The sequence below is a fragment of the Chitinophaga niastensis genome (genome assembly GCF_003014755.1).
Taxonomy (GTDB): Bacteria; Bacteroidota; Bacteroidia; order Chitinophagales; family Chitinophagaceae; genus Chitinophaga; species Chitinophaga niastensis.
In genome coordinates this window covers 865756-881787 of sequence record NZ_PYAW01000003.1, presented here as the reverse complement: position 1 = coordinate 881787, position 16032 = coordinate 865756, and the positions used below count along the sequence as shown (strand labels likewise).

The window sequence follows — 16032 nt, the reverse complement described above, 5'->3', positions numbered from 1 at the left end:
TGATTATATCCATGTACAACATGTATAAGTTTTTATCTCTTCTTCTGTTCATAAATCTCCTGCTCTTACAAGGGCAGGAGGCTGGAGCAGCTACTCCTGCTATGCGACCGGATACATCAGGTACCTGTTTCAGTGCTATCCTAGATACAGCTGTGAATCCATATAGCCTGGGTATCGCCGGTAACTGGCGTCCTTACCGCACTTATGTTTATTATGGAGGAAGGGCAGAGCAGGATGCTTCATCGCAAACAGATATCCGCAGAAATGGTACTTTTTCTTCTTTTGTTCCTTTCTGGAATCAGCAAGCTATAGACAGCAGCTGGAAGCCGGCATATGATACCAATACATGGGTATGGAATGCGCAGTCAACTCTTTTTAATGTAAAGGGTTTTGAAATGGAGAATAAAGACCCCCTGGGGCGCTACAATGCCGGTTTATATGGCTACGATAACGCTATGCCTGTAGCTGTTATTCAAAACAGCCGTTACCGGGAATCAGTTTTTGAAGGATTTGAAGACTATGGTTTCGGAAATAACAATTGTGATACTACTTGTTCCGGTAACAGGAATTTTGATTATTCTCCTTATAAATTAAATTTCGACACTACCGTTTCTCATACCGGGAAATATTGTTTGCGTATAGAAGCAGGTCAGAGTGCGGCTGTAGGTACTACAGTGGTGGCAGATGATCCGGAGAACTTTGATTTTACTGTGAATACGGGTTATATCGGGTGCAGTGTGAACATGGTAGCACTGCAAAGTATCCGGGCAGACAGCAAAGTAATATTACCATCTTTTTCTCCACTGGTGGGAAAGCGCATGCTGCTCAGTGCATGGGTAAAAGAAGCGCTGGATTGCCAATGCAGCAGTTATACTAATAGTAATATTACAGTTAAAACAGGGACCAGCAACATTGTTGCAAGGCCCGCCGGTAATATCATAGAAGGCTGGCAGCGCATTGAACAGGTAGTTGATATCCCTGCAGGAGCTACCACTTTCACAGTTACACTAATTGCTTCCGGTAACAGTGCTGTTTATTTTGATGATATACGTATTCACCCGTACAATGCAAATATGAAATCCTTTTCCTATGACCCGGTGTCACTGCGACTCATGGCGGAACTGGATGAGAATAACTACGCTACTTTCTATGAGTATGATGATGATGGCACACTTGTGCGGGTGAAGAAAGAAACAGAACGTGGTATCAAAACTATTCGTGAAACGAGAAGTGCATTAATCAAAGATGAAAACCCCTGATAACATGAGCTACATGAATTGGATCTGCTGTTGCTTTCTCTCACTGGTTTGCAGCATACCCTTAAAAGGACAGTCTGTTGAAAACATGGATAAGGCGATAGAAATACTGGATAAGGTCAGTAAGTCTTATGGGGCCGGTGAACTATCCTTTGACCTTAATTATACTTATGCCAATGAACACCAGCCTGGTGTGCTGCTGGACTCCCTGCACGGTAGTATGCAGTTATCGCAGGGTAACTATCGTTCTGCTATTGGAAATACTATTCTCCTGAAGAATTCGCATTATAATATTGCTGTTTTTAAGGAAGATAAACTAATACATGTATCCAAACCAATGCTTTCTGATTCTCTTGATGCATCTCCCTTGGGAATGATCGCTGCTTCCATCAGACAGGCAGGAATTAAAACATGTCAGATTACCCGCAAAGGAGATATTACACAAATACATTTCACATTCCCTCCCGACAATGTCTATAAGTATATGGAGATAAAGCTGGATAATAAAAACTGGCACATAAATCAGCTGCAGTTTGTTATCAAAAGTTCCATGTTGTCCGAATCAGGGCAGGTAGCAGGAGAAGGATATGAAGCTTACGCATTGGTGAAAGCTTCTTTTTATCATTATAAGACAGGGCATACAGATCCTGCTATATTTAATGAAAATCAATTTTTTACCCGTAAGGCAGACACGCTTATTCCTGCTCCTGCATATGAGGATTACGAAGTCTTTATTGGAACCCCGAATATTTAACAGAGATATTATGCATCCTATGCTTAGAAATATATTATTCTTTTTGATGGTTGCGGGACAGCTATTGGTTGCTGCCAGCACTACTGCCCAGAATGGTATCACAATAAAAAAGATGCTGGACGGCAGTAAAGGAGAGCTGGTAGCAAATGGCGCTGTTACAGTACAGGACAGTGTTTATTTTGATGCCAGTTTGCAGAATAAACTGGAGTCGGCTTACCCGGTAAGAAATGCCGTCACCTTTAAACTGAATGAATACAGCTCGGTATACCTTGGTGGCGCATTTACTGCCACTGCCAGTGTACGGATCATCTATACCCGGCCGGATCTGGCCCTTGATTCTGTTGAAAAGACCCTGACCATCAATTACGATACTGCTGCTACTTACAACGGCCGTAATAGTTTTGTTTTCAGCAACGCACATCGGGTAACCCTCAAAATATTGAGCGTTACCAGTAGCACACCAGCTGTAATGGGGGCGCTTATGCTGGAAAATGAAATGAATGTTAAACCTGTTTTTAAACTGGATATTGTTAATGATGCCATCAGGAATATCAACTTTAAAAATACTCCCAATACAGATTCTACAGATGAAATATTGGTTCAGTGGTCTGCTGTAACAGGTGCGGATGAATATGACCTGGAATGGGCATATATTGATTCTACAGCCCTCGCCAATCAGCGATATGGCAGTCCGGTTAATCGTAACCAGGTATTCCGTAATAATGCATCCAGGGTTAGTGTCAGTGGAAACGTGTATGCTATACCGTTACTATACGATAACAGTGGTACCCTGTTTGTAAGAGTAAGGGCTGTACAGGTAAAAGATAAAAATGTAAGAAGAGAAACTTCATGGAGCAGTGATTTTACTGGTGGCATGGCCACCTTTGATTTTACGGGACACCAGCGTAAACTGAACTGGCAATCCAGTATCAGTTATGCTGAAGAAGGCAAACGAAAAGCGGTAGTTCAGTATTTTGATGGCAGTTTACGCAACCGTCAAACAGTAACAAAGGATAATACCACCCAAACCACCATAGTGGGGGAAACCATGTATGATTACCAGGGAAGACCTGTTATCCAGGTATTGCCTGCACCTACGCTGAATACTATTATTAAATACAGCCGCAATTTTAATACAGTTGCCAATGGCGCTGAATACGATAAAAGTCAGTATGATAGCCTTGATAGTCCCAATCATTTTTTGCAGGCTGCAGCTAATCCAATGGATACAATAAGCGGTGCTTCAAAATATTATTCTGCTGGAAATCCTGATGCTGGTGGAGGAATTAGCAGATCCATACCGGATGCACAAGGTTATCCGTTTACAGAAACAGTATATACACAGGATAATACCGGCAGGATTAGCCGCCAAAGCGGAGTAGGACCAGTATATAAGCTGGGCGGCAATCACGAAACAAAATATTCCTATGCCAGTGCAACGCAGAAAGATCTTGATGCCATCTTTGGTACGGAAGCCGGCGATGAATCCCATTATTTTAAGAACATGGTCCGGGATGCTAACGGGCAGTATAGCGTTAGTTATCTCGATATGCATGGGCGCACTATTGCCTCTGCGCTTGCAGGCACACCTGACAGTGCGGAACTCAAAGGTCTTTCTTCTAATATTGTAGTAACGGTAACGGATACACTATCCGGAGTTAATAAAACCAGTATCAATGATCTGGTGTTAAGTACCCATAAATCGCAGTTTGTGGAAGCAGATGGAAATTATGATTTCCACTATTCCCTGGCACCGCCGGTGTTAAAGAAGAAAGATTGTAATGGTAATGATGTTTGTTATATTGGAAAATTCGACCTGGAGATAAAGATTACGGATGATTCCTATAATCAGCTGCTGGGTGGACATCCTTTCGATACCATTATCAGTAATTACAATGCAGGTAATATTGTTGCTGATTGTACTACACCTGCACCAGTAGCCGTTTCGTTTTCCCTTCATTTGCTGAAAGGAAATTACGAGATCAGTAAATCGCTGAAGATCAACCAGGATGCGCTTAGCTATTATCGTAATAATATCTTCCTGAAAAACAATGTATGTACTACGTTGCAACAATTTATTCAGCAGCAACGGACCCTGGTGAACAATAACGAATGTGTTCCCGGCTGTCAGTCCTGCCTTGCCCGGTTAGGTACCTACAATACTTTTGCTACCACTTATATGCAACAGGCGGGGCTGAATGTTCCTGATTCGGCTAACTACAGCCCGGAAATTACTACTGCATATGCAAAAGCAACGGATGCCTGTAACCTGATATGCCAAACGGTACCTGTGTCTGATCTAATCAGGCAGGCAATGCTGATGGATGTAAGTCCGCCTTCCGGTCAGTATGCCAATCCGGATGATAACCATTATGCCTATTCTATATTCAATAATGGAGATGGTACGGTGAATCCACGATATAAAAATAATAACATCATCTACCTTGATGATGACGGCAAACCTGCACAGGTGTTTAATGAAAATACCAATATCCTGGTAAAACCACAGGACCTTTTACCGGCGCAGTTTACAGCCAAGTTTCAGCAATCCTGGGCAAATGCCTTGTTACCATTACATCCTGAATATTGTAAGCTGCTGGAGTATGAGAAGCATAAAGATAGCCAGCAATGGGATGCAAAGTTTGGTGGGGTAGATACTTATGCGGAAGCGAAATCCAAAGGTTATCTGAATCCAACCAATGGCTCCACTGGCGTATTCACCAGTTTTGGCAGTAACAGCGCCAACCAGGATCCTTTGGTACAGGAAAATGGAGGCACTTATAAAGCTGATATTGAAAACCTCATGAGTAACTATAGCCATAGCATGTCTATCTGGTCTGTTAGTGGCGCTACCGTTATCTGTGGTGAAGATGCAACTTGTGTTAACAATTTTTCGGCTCCCGGCAATGTGTTCAATGAAGCTACGATGTGTGCGGGAGATCTGAACATGATATGGCGGAGTTTCAGAGAATCCTATCTGAAATTGAAAAAGGATTATATATGGGGACTGATAGATAATGCTGCTTGTCCGAACGGAGCGGCGAAAGTAAGTGCTGCTGATCTGGGACTGGCAGGTATGGTGGCCAACTTTAATAACGCATCAAACGCGCTGTCTGAAAACGGGCTTGGCTATTTGAATAATCCTGCGCTTATTAAGCAGACGGGTAGTGATTCTGCACAAAGTGCACTGAAGCAAACGTTTAGTGCCAACTGTAACGCTTATGTGTCTACCTGGATGAAACAGCTGGCACCTTGTGCGTACGATTCCACCGCATTTGCGGACATAAAAGAGCAATTGCTGGCAGTGTGCAATGAGGGGGCTGATACTGATCATCCATACGGCGCGAGCTCAGTTCCCAACAGCAGTATCGCTGTGAACCGCTCTTTTGAAGATGTTATCAATAACTATAACGCAGCTCATAATATCAATATAGCAGGTTGTAATGGCTTACTGATTACAACACCTGCCTCTTATTACGGACAAACATTGACTGTATCAAGACCCACTTTTACAAAACCGAATGATTGTGAATGCGGCAAAATTACCAGCCTTAAAAAGGAGTATGATATTGCACACCTTTTTCAGGAAAATTTCTCTGCTTACCTGGCGAGAACACGTAAGCTGCAAATAACACAGGCCGACCTGGATAATTTATTAAATGCCTGTAATGCTTCAGGTGGTTGTACCTATATGGACCATGCAGTAAATATACCACCTGCCTTCCAGTGTTATACAGCTCCACCATGTACTAACTGCAGGGTAACAGACAGCTTGTACAATACCTTTAAAACCGCTTATCCAGGCATCATTCCTGCGCTTCCTGAAACGGATACTTTGCAGCAACACAAGAATGAATTGTTTACAACGTATATGAATAACCGGTTGGGTTATAGTTTGTCGGTAGTAGATTATCTCAACTTCCGGGACAGCTGTCAACGCTATGGATATGGTGATTCCGTTGTATGTGGACAAACACCCACCACTGCTTCTTTTGTTGCCGGTAATAAAGCGAAGTTGACAGATATGAAGCATACCAGGGATGGTGGCTTTATTATGGCTGGTTACACTTGTAACGCTGTCGGACAGAGATGGGATAAAGCGTTGCTGATTAAATCCTCGCCTAAAGGGGAAGTCATCTGGGCAAAAACCTTTGATGTAGGAACCGGAGATGATTATTTCAACAGGGTGAACGAAACTGCTGATGGTGGCTATATTGCAACCGGAGGATCTTCCACACCGCAACTGATTGATGCATTGGCAGCCAGTGTGCCCGGATTTGCCACGATTGTCAGGCTGGATTCGCAGGGGAATGTGAAATGGAATAAAGGCGTTTATGCCAATTCACCTACGGGGGATGATATCAGGGAGGCTATCGAGTTAAGTAACGGAGATATTGCATTTACCGGGGATTACAATATTTATAGTACTGTTTGCGACTGGATCGTAGGTGTGGTGGACAGCACAGGCAAACAGAAGTGGTTTAAACGCATGGGTACCACTAGCTCCGATCTGTCTCAAACCATTATTGAAAACGGTGATACGCTGGTAATGGCAGCCTCGAATTATGATTATCCGCAGTTTAATCCCAATATATTAAAACTGGATAAGCATACAGGGGTGTTATTCGATATAAAAAATTATGATCAGCAGTTTAAAACAGATATAACAGGGCTTTACAAATTGCCGGGAGGTGGCTACCGTATGACACTGGTGGGCGCTACAGATATTAGTTCTACTAATGGAACGGGTGCAGTGGTAGATATCAATGGAGATGGATCTATAAGAAGGGCCCTGCGGCTGTCAAGACCAATGAATACAGATACCTACTGGCTTGCATCAACCCAGCTCCCTGATGGTAGTTTACTGCTTTCGCCTGACCTGGATGAGGCCAATAACGGAATCTATATTGCTAAGATGAATGCTGATGGCACCTTTGCCTGGTCAAGAAGATTATTGGAAAGAGCCCCCGGCAGCAGGATAATGAAGCTCTGGATCAGCTCTGACACTACCATCACAGCAAGTGGTAACCTGGGAAACAACCCTGCGCTCTTTACTTTTGATATTAATGGTAAAGCCGCTTGTAATGATAGCATCCTGCAGATGTCTGTTGGAACGGCAACAGTAGTGATAAAACCTATTTCTCTACCAATTAATATGACCATTGATAACGGTGTTTTTGATTACAGCGTTACTATAGCTGCTTTACCACTTAATATTAACAAGGAATATTGCAATACAGGTAACTGTATTTCCCTGTACAAAGGCCCGTTATTGTGTGGCCGCACCAAATCTGTATTTGATACAGTACCGGTGAATTTGGTGAGTAATTGTTCCGACAGCAGCTTCTTTTTTGTAAATACTGCAACAGAAATATTCAAAGCCTATTCAGATTCCCTGAATGATGATTTTAATCAGTCTTATATCAATAGTTGTCTTCAGGCAGCCGGGAGTGAAAGTTTTACGGTGACCCACGGGTTGAGTGAATATCATTACACACTTTATTTTTATGATCAGGCAGGTAACCTGGTAAAAACAGTTCCTCCTGCAGGAGCAGTGGTAGACAGGTCCAATGCGTGGCTGAACAATGTAAGTGCTGCCAGGCGGGCAGGTGTTACCAAAGTGCCGGCACATACGCTGGCAACAATGTATCGTTATAATACACTAAACCAGGTAGTGTCGCAGGAAACACCTGATGGTGGTTACAGCAAGTTCTGGTACGACAGGTTGGGAAGGCTGTCGGTATCACAAAATGCCAATCAGCAGCCTAATAACGTTTACAGCTATACGTTGTACGACTACCTGGGCAGAATTACGGAAGTAGGGCAAATAAAGCAGGATTCTGCTATGTCTTCTCTTATCAGCCGGGATAATAATAAACTACAGCAATGGGTGGATGCCGCTGCGGCTACCAAATCGCAGATAACCCATACGGTATATGATGAGGCTTATTCTCCCATAGACCCGGTAATGGCAGCCGGCAATCTGCGTAACAGGGTATCGTGGAGTGCCGTATATAATACAGGACCGGAAATGGATAACCTGAATCATGCCAGCGCTACCTACTTTAGTTATGATATTCACGGTAACGTAGATACGTTGTTACAGGATTACAAACAGGGCTCCATGGCGGATAAAAATAACCGTTTCAAGAAGCTGGAATATAGTTACGACCTGGTATCCGGTAAGGTAGATAAAGTAGCTTACCAGGCAGGCATGCCTGATGCATTTTATCATCGTTATACTTATGATGCTGAAAACCGCATCACTAACGTAGAAACCAGTACAGATGATTTTTACTGGGAAAATGATGCATACTACCAGTATCATAAACATGGTCCGCTGGCAAAGGCCATTCTTGGTCAGCAACAGGTACAGGGTATTGATTACGCTTATACCCTGCAAGGGTGGTTAAAGGGTGTTAACAGCACTTCATTAACCCCTGCATTTGATATGGGTAATGATGGCAGCAAAGGAAGCCTGGTTGCCAGGGATGCTTTTGGATATGCATTGCATTATTTCGGGGATCGTGATTACAAGGCTATAGGTAATAATGTAAATGCGTTTGCAGCAGGAGCAGCAGGCGATACCAGTATCTTCAAACCACTGTTCAATGGCAATATCGCTGCTATGAGTGTAAATCTACCTGCTGTAGGTGATCCTCTGCTTTATACTTACCGGTATGATGCATTGAACCGCCTTAGCAGTATGACAGCCGCCAATGGTCTGAATGCTACCACTAATACCTGGTCTCCGGCTAAGCTGCCTGATTTTGAGGAAGCACTGACCTATGATGCCAATGGCAATATTCAGTCTTACCACCGCAATGGTAACCACACCTTTGCCGGTAAGCCACAAGCCATGGACGAGCTCACATACAGCTATAAACTGAATAACAATCAGCTCGATTATATAGATGATAAGGTAGATGATAATAATTATTCCAATGATATCGATAAGCAGCTACCGGGTAACTATTCTTATGATGCGATCGGTAATCTTATATCCGATAAGGGTGGCAAAATTGACAGTATCTATTGGACGGTGTATGGAAAAATACAACGGATCAGGAAATCAGATGGTACAATCATCACCTATACGTATGATGTAGCCGGTCACCGTATTAGTAAACGGGTAAACAATGTGGACACCTGGTATGTACGCGATGCTACGGGCAATGTTATGGGTGTGTATACTTCAGGTGACAGCAATGTTAACAACGGCGACCTTACCCTGATTGAATCTGATATGTATGGCAGCAACCGCCTGGGTTTATTGAATCAGCGAACTAATGTGCAGCATATTATAAACCAGGATATACTGAATATGCCCGGATTAGGAAATGGATATAATACTATCTTTAGCAGGGGAAATAAGGTCTTTGAATTGAGTAATCACCTGGGAAATGTATTAGCAACTATCTCTGATCGCAAACGACAGATAACCTCAGATAATACAACCATTGATCACTATGAACCCTTTATAATAAGCGCGCAGGATTATGCGCCGTTTGGGATGGAATTAGTGGGAAGAGGATTTGGTGCAGCGGGATATAGATACGGATTTAACGGAAAGGAGAATGATAACGAAATCAAGGGAGATGGGAATCAGCAGGATTATGGGTTGAGGGTGTATGATCCGAGGATAGGAAAGTTCCTGAGTGTGGACCCTTTATATAAATCTTACCCTTGGAATAGTACTTATGCTTATGCAGAAAATAGAGTTTTGAATGGGGTTGATATTGATGGGGGAGAATGGAAGAGCCAGCATAAATGGTCAGACAAAGTAACTGATAAAGCGGTCATTGAAAGAATAGGTAAAGATTACATAAAAGGTATGACATATGCGCAGCTTTGGCAAGTTAGATCTCCTAAAGTAATGCAGCAGTTTATGGATGGTGACGAAGAGTTTGACTGCGCTAATTTATCAATCAGAGCGCTTGTGGCATTTAGTGCTAAATATAAATTACCTATCTACTTCGAAGATTACAAGGCAGAGGCAGATCCGACTATTTCAAATGATAACTATGGTTATGTAAACAAAAAAGGAGTCAACGTTACTTTTGAGGAAGGTGAATGGGAAAGGTTTTCAAAGGCCATAGAGGATGATTATGGATCGTTAGATTTATTTAACAATGATAAGCTTACAAAGGACATATCCTGGAGTAATCTAAAAACAGGAGATATGGTATCTTGGGACCATAATGACGGTGCGGGCCATAGTCAAACTGTTACTAACGTTCATAAAGGAAAAGGCCTATTGGATCTAGATTCTTATACAACTATCCAAGGTAATGATCCTCCTGAGATACCATGGGAGAAAACCTATAAAATTTCGCTCTTGAAAATTGAATATATAGGTCATACGATTCAGCCTAAAAAATGGAACTTCAGTCGTTTTGACAGGATGTCAGATGTTGTTAAGGCTAAACATGAAAAAGAAACAGAGAAGCCTAAAGCCGCGACGCCCCAAAAAACTCCTAATAAAAAGCACTAAATTATGAGGTTGATAATTTTCATATGTCTATTGGGTTTGGCATTATCTTGCAGATTTGGATCCAATAAGTATGTTTCAAGACTGACTTATAAAAAGTGCTTAAAAGAGGCATTTGAAAGAAAAGATACATCATATGTTTTATCTGTAATCGATAACTTGAGTGATACGGCTATTTCAGATGTTGAGTATTATGATATGTTGGTGAGAATATGTCAATTGTCTGGCTTTTATTATGGAAATCTTGATGCACGATCAGTTTCGTTTAAGCATAAAACTCAAAAAGAGAGGATGATATTACGACAAAATACTGCAAAAGTGATGTCTATTTATTCGAAATCGTGTTTCTTTCTGCAATATCTAGAGCCAGATGTTTTACAATCTATTGAACAAGATTTTTGGAAATATGAGAAATTATCTTCGAAAGACCTTGATCAGATAAAACGAAGGTTTGATTTACTTTGTCGGAAGCAGGAGAAAATAGATAGAAATGATTGATTATTTGAAATAGCTACGATTTAATCTGACAGTTAGGACTTGTTCTTTTGATGTTTAGCTTTGTATCCATACATACAGAAAAGCCGGTCAGCGACCGGCTTTTCTGTATGTATGGACCGTGAGTTGGGTACAAATGAAAGGTGCAAATACATAAAATATTTTCCCGATCCGATCTACTCATTATACCTTTTCCAACTAGCTTTGCGCCTCATCAATCAAGACGGGACCTATATGAAGCGCATTTTAAGTTTACTGGTTTTTATAGTATATCATGTATCTGTACAGGGACAATCAGGAGCCAGGCTAACAGATACTACCAATAAACTAAATGAAATAATTGTTACTGCCAGCAGAGTAGCAGAAAGTATCCATGAAGTTCCTTCCACTGTAACCGTTATTTCAAGAACAGAAGTGGAAAAACAAAGTCAGATCAATAATAACTTACCCAATATACTGATGCAAAAAGTTCCGGGCATTTCACCCAGTGAAGAAAGCCAGAACAACTTCATAGGGAAGCTACGGGGCCGCAGCTTCCTGGTATTGATTGACGGCATTCCACAATCAACTCCGTTGAGGAATGGTGGTCGTGATCTTCGATCTATCGATGTTAGTGCTATTGATCATATTGAAGTAATAAACGGGGCTTCAGCTATGTATGGAAATGGCGCCGCTGGCGGTATCATCAACTACATTACCAAAAAACCTGCGCAAAATAAGCCGTTTACTTCCACTACTTACCTGAACAACTCCATGAACCTCGCGAATGCCGGCAAAACTTATGGATATAACCTTGCCCAGGTGTTTTCCGGTTCAAAAGATAAATTTGATTACCTGGTACAGGGAAAAATCGCCAGAAGTGGCGTGATAAGGTCTGCAGACGGGCAGGTGGTAAGCCCTTTTTATGGTTTGGGCGAAACGAATTCGTACAATGCATTGGCTAAAGTCGGATATAATTTTAATGCCAGCAACCGGCTGGAAGTAATGGGAAATTATTATAGCAGTGTCCAGAACAGCCAATATATTGGTACTACCGGAAAATTCGGTATATCACCCGCCATAGGTGTGCCTGGCGATACTGCTATCAGAGGTGGTACTCCCTATAATAAAACCTTTAATATAAAATACCTGGGTGACTGGGGTAAAACAGCCGCCAATATCAGCTTTTATTACGATGATATGAACACCGTATTTGAAGCTTACAACCAGGTTTACTCGGATCATTGGGGAGCCCGCCTGAACTTTAATACACCGTTTGCATTGGGAAAAAGGAACAGGCTTACACTGATCTATGGCATGGACTTTTTAAAAGATCATACAGTGCAAAAGGATATGGCAGATAAACTGATCACGCCTAGCATGAATATGACCAGCATTGCTCCTTATTTACAGTCCAAATTCAATATTGCAGATGATTGGATTGTTAAAGGTGGATTAAGATATGAGCATATTGGGTTTGCGGTAGGTGACCTGACCAGGAGCAACGGACAAACCACCAAAGGAGCAGCTGATAAGTATAATGCACTAGTGTTTAACCTGGGTGCCAGGTATAACAAACTTTCTTTCCTGCAACCATTTATTAGTTATTCACAAGGATATTCCATCGGAGATGTAGGGCTGGTACTCAGAAATGGTGTACCATTAACAGCTATCAATGCTGAACCTGTGCTGGTAGAAAATTATGAATTGGGTTTTAGTGGCAGAAAGGGGATCATCAACTATCAGCTTACCGGCTATTACAGTTTTTCAAAGAAAGGAACCACCTATACAGAAGTAGGCGGTGCAGGGAATTATGAATTAATCCAGGTGCCACAGAAAATATACGGGATAGAAGCTGAGCTGGGAATTAAGGTTACAAGATGGCTGGACCTCGGTGGGGTATTAGGTTATATGGATGGCCGTCAGGATACAAAGAATACGGGTAGTTTTGATGGCAAGCTGGATAACTCCGTTATTTCTCCGCTTAAAATCAATGCGAACGCCAATGTAAAGCTTACAGATAACTGGAGCCTTATGTTGCAAATGGTGAGTATCGGTTCCCGCGATGTTTTTACATCACAGGAATATAACTATGGTAAATATCCTGTTACAGGCTATCGGATATTTGATCTCTATACTTCTTATAAGATTAAAAATATTTTGTTCCGGTTTTCAGTGAATAATCTCTTTAATACAAATTATTATCCTGTTCATGCTGAAGTCAGAGGTGCTACCAATGATGGAAGATACTATGTAAAGGGAAGCGGAGCTGTGGCTAACCTGGGCGTGGTTGTTAAGCTTTAATTGCATTTGATTAAAAGTCACATAAATTGCTTAGTTTGTTCAACAAACGAGATGCAATAACATTGATATAAACTTCAGCAATTATGAAAAATGGAAAAGTGTACCCAGCGGCTATTACCATCTTTGGGGCAAAGGGAGATCTGACCAAACGTAAGCTCATTCCAGCTCTTTATAATTTATTTACCGACAACCACCTGCCTCCTGTATTTACTATCTATTGTGTAGATTACCTGGAAGTGGATGAAGTAGCCTTTAAGGATGATCTGCTCGCCGGCATCAATGAATTTAGCCGTAATGGCATTGCAGATGAGAAAAAATGGAATGATTTTGCAGCGCGACTTTCCTATATACAAGGTGATTTTTTGAAAGCAGATACCTATCTCTGCCTGAAAGGCAAGTTAGATGCTTTTGAAAAACAAAATAAACAAAACAGCACAAGGATCTTTTACTTCGCCACTGCACCCCGTTTTATTGAAATTATAGCAGAGGCATTATATCAACAAAACCTCTGTAACCGCGACGGACTGGATCGTATAGTAGTAGAAAAACCTTTTGGCACCGATCTTACATCTGCTAAAAAACTCAATCGCTTTTTAGGTAAACGGTTTGCAGAAAAACAGATTTATCGTATTGATCATTATCTCGGTAAAGAAGCGGTGCAGAATATCATGGCTTTCCGTTTTGCGAACTATGTATTTGAGCCATTATGGAATAAAAAGTTTATTGATCATGTACAGATCAGTGTAGCCGAACAGGTGGGCGTTGGTAAGCGTGGTGGCTACTATGACAGCAGCGGCGCTTTGCGCGATATGATACAGAACCACCTGATGCAGTTGTTATGCATCATCGCCATGGAATGTCCTAAAGAGTATGAGTCTGAACTTATCCGGGATGCTAAAACCAGGGTGTTGAAAAGTATAAGAACTTATTCTACTCCCCAGATATTTAAAAATGTAATTCGCGGACAATACACCGCCGGTAATATTGATGATGCGCCAAGACAGGCTTATCGCAAAGAAGATCATGTACTCTCTTCTTCTGATACAGAAACATTTGTAGCTGCCAAACTCTTTGTTGATAATGAAAGGTGGCAGGGAGTACCGTTTTTTTTACGGACCGGTAAATCCATGCCTATACAATCATCGATCATCGTTGTGCAGTTTAAAGATTCTCCCCATAAAATATTTAAAGATGATATTGTACCCAACAGATTGATCATCAGTATACAGCCAGAGCTGGAAATCAGTTTACTGTTTGAAAGCAAAATTCCCGGACTGCAAATGAAACTGAAGCCCGTAGAAATGGATTTTACTTACCAGGAATCTTATACGGAAACAATACCCGAAGCGTATGAAGCCTTACTACTGGATGTATTGCACGGTGATGCTACTTTATTCATGCGTGCCGACCAGGTAGAAGCGGCTTGGAAAGTGGTTATGCCAATAGTAGACGCCTGGAAAAAATATCCTGCGAAGGAACTGCATTTATATAAAGCCGGTACCTGGGGACCCACTGCATCCAATGCTATATTAAAACCCTATGCTAAAGAATGGTTCCGGTTGTCGTCGAGAGCAGAAATAAAAGGAAAGTAAAGGTTTACATCAACATAAAAAAGAAGCCGGCTTAATTTAAAGCCGGCTTCTTTTTTATGTTTTTAAGTGCTTTATTTATCAGGGAGTATAGGTTACACCGCTACCATAAAGGATATTGGAAACGCCTGAAAAATAAGTGTGCTTATCGGTGCTGGTAAGGTTATACCATAAGTAAACACCGTAGCCGTTATTTTTTGTTTGTGTGGCCAGTGAATTGGCGGTACTTTGACCGGTACTTTGAATATCCACAGCAGCAGGGCCTAAGTTACTTTTGGCCAGGCCGGCAACATTCGGTACGGAATAGGTACCATAAATAGCGTTCCAGCTGTAGTTGGCAAAGTCGCCTACTTTCTTGCCACCCCATGATAACCTGGAAGCTGCAGGACCGTAATAATAAAACGAAATAATTTTTGAAGGCATCACTTTCCGTAATTCATCTATCAGCATCACGAAGGAACTGTCATTGGGCTGTGTAGTACCATTGTTGCCATAATCGGCGTACTCATCATCAAAGTCAATTCCATCAAGACCGTAGAAAGTAGCCGTATCGCTTAACTGTTTTGCAAAAGCTTTGGCAGCAGCCCGGCTGGTAAAGTTGCAGATGCCGGCTCCCTGGTGATTGCCCAGTATGGAAAGTAATACTTTCATGCCTTTATTTTGTAAGGGCACTATTTGTGTAGCCTTGTTGGCTAACACATTTGAAACGTTGGGATTATTATATAATACTGCCGTGTGTGTGGTAGTATTATAATTGATATTGGCGGCAAAGATGATCGCAATATCAAACAGCTGTTGGCCGCCTTTAGTTAAGGTGTATTTGCCAGTGTTAAGCAGACTGTTGCTGTTTACTTCTACATAACAAACAGAAATACCACCGCTTTTAGTCACTGTTTTTGCACCAGCGGGTTTCAGCACATCTGCTGCTGCTCCTTTTAATGCACCAATATTATTGTCTTTTTCTTTCTGACAGGAAGCTGCGAAGAGGATGGATGCAGCAACAGTCAGCATTACGGCTGTTTGCCGCAAGGTGTGGAATTGTTTTTTCATACCGGAATTTTTGAATGTTAATGATGGAATTATTAAATGCTCAAAAATTTGATTCAGATTTTGGTTACGGGGATTGGGCTTGATCCTATCTTATGATCTTAATGACAAACGATG

The 16032-nt window shown here is 41.7% G+C and carries 7 protein-coding genes; 6 read left to right on the top strand and 1 reads right to left on the bottom strand.

Annotated elements, in window-relative coordinates; translation table 11 throughout:
* Positions 1-20 precede the first annotated feature (20 nt).
* The 6 genes from CLV51_RS18195 to zwf all read left to right on the top strand — a co-directional run bounded on the left by CLV51_RS18195 (position 21) and on the right by zwf (position 14871).
* The gene (locus tag CLV51_RS18195) at positions 21-1259 is read left to right on the top strand and encodes a hypothetical protein (protein ID WP_146151315.1); all 1239 of its coding nucleotides are present in this window, start codon (positions 21-23) and stop codon (positions 1257-1259) included.
* 4 nt (positions 1260-1263) lie between these two features.
* A complete protein-coding gene (locus CLV51_RS18190) occupies positions 1264-2010 on the top strand; it encodes a LolA3 family protein (protein ID WP_146151314.1) in 747 nt (248 codons plus the stop codon).
* A gap of 19 nt (positions 2011-2029) precedes the next feature.
* Entirely contained in the window at positions 2030-10504 is an 8475-nt protein-coding gene (locus tag CLV51_RS18185) for an RHS repeat-associated core domain-containing protein (RefSeq protein WP_158267056.1), read from the top strand.
* A 3-nt stretch (positions 10505-10507) separates the two neighbouring features.
* Complete coding sequence (locus CLV51_RS18180; RefSeq protein ID WP_106529469.1) at positions 10508-10999, top strand: hypothetical protein; 492 nt, start codon at positions 10508-10510, stop codon at positions 10997-10999.
* A gap of 231 nt (positions 11000-11230) precedes the next feature.
* Positions 11231-13279, top strand: a complete 2049-nt coding sequence (locus tag CLV51_RS18175) for a TonB-dependent receptor (protein ID WP_158267055.1) — start codon at positions 11231-11233, stop codon at positions 13277-13279.
* An 83-nt stretch (positions 13280-13362) separates the two neighbouring features.
* Positions 13363-14871: a glucose-6-phosphate dehydrogenase gene (gene zwf, locus CLV51_RS18170; RefSeq protein ID WP_106529467.1), complete on the top strand. Its 1509-nt coding sequence runs from the start codon at positions 13363-13365 to the stop codon at positions 14869-14871.
* Between the two features lie 78 nt (positions 14872-14949).
* On the opposite strand, the gene CLV51_RS18165 is transcribed toward zwf, so the two are convergent.
* Positions 14950-15918 carry an endo-beta-N-acetylglucosaminidase H gene (locus CLV51_RS18165; RefSeq protein WP_211302037.1) on the bottom strand — a complete coding sequence of 323 codons (969 nt, stop codon included), beginning with the start codon at positions 15916-15918 and terminating at the stop codon, positions 14950-14952.
* Positions 15919-16032 lie beyond the last annotated feature (114 nt).

Coding starts and splice junctions, on each gene's coding strand:
- CLV51_RS18195 (WP_146151315.1), top strand. CDS start 21: ATGTATAAGTTTTTATCTCTTCTTCTGTTCATAAATCTCCTGCTCTTA.
- CLV51_RS18165 (WP_211302037.1), bottom strand. CDS start 15,918: ATGAAAAAACAATTCCACACCTTGCGGCAAACAGCCGTAATGCTGACT.
- CLV51_RS18180 (WP_106529469.1), top strand. CDS start 10,508: ATGAGGTTGATAATTTTCATATGTCTATTGGGTTTGGCATTATCTTGC.
- CLV51_RS18185 (WP_158267056.1), top strand. CDS start 2,030: ATGCTTAGAAATATATTATTCTTTTTGATGGTTGCGGGACAGCTATTG.
- CLV51_RS18175 (WP_158267055.1), top strand. CDS start 11,231: ATGAAGCGCATTTTAAGTTTACTGGTTTTTATAGTATATCATGTATCT.
- zwf (WP_106529467.1), top strand. CDS start 13,363: ATGAAAAATGGAAAAGTGTACCCAGCGGCTATTACCATCTTTGGGGCA.
- CLV51_RS18190 (WP_146151314.1), top strand. CDS start 1,264: ATGAGCTACATGAATTGGATCTGCTGTTGCTTTCTCTCACTGGTTTGC.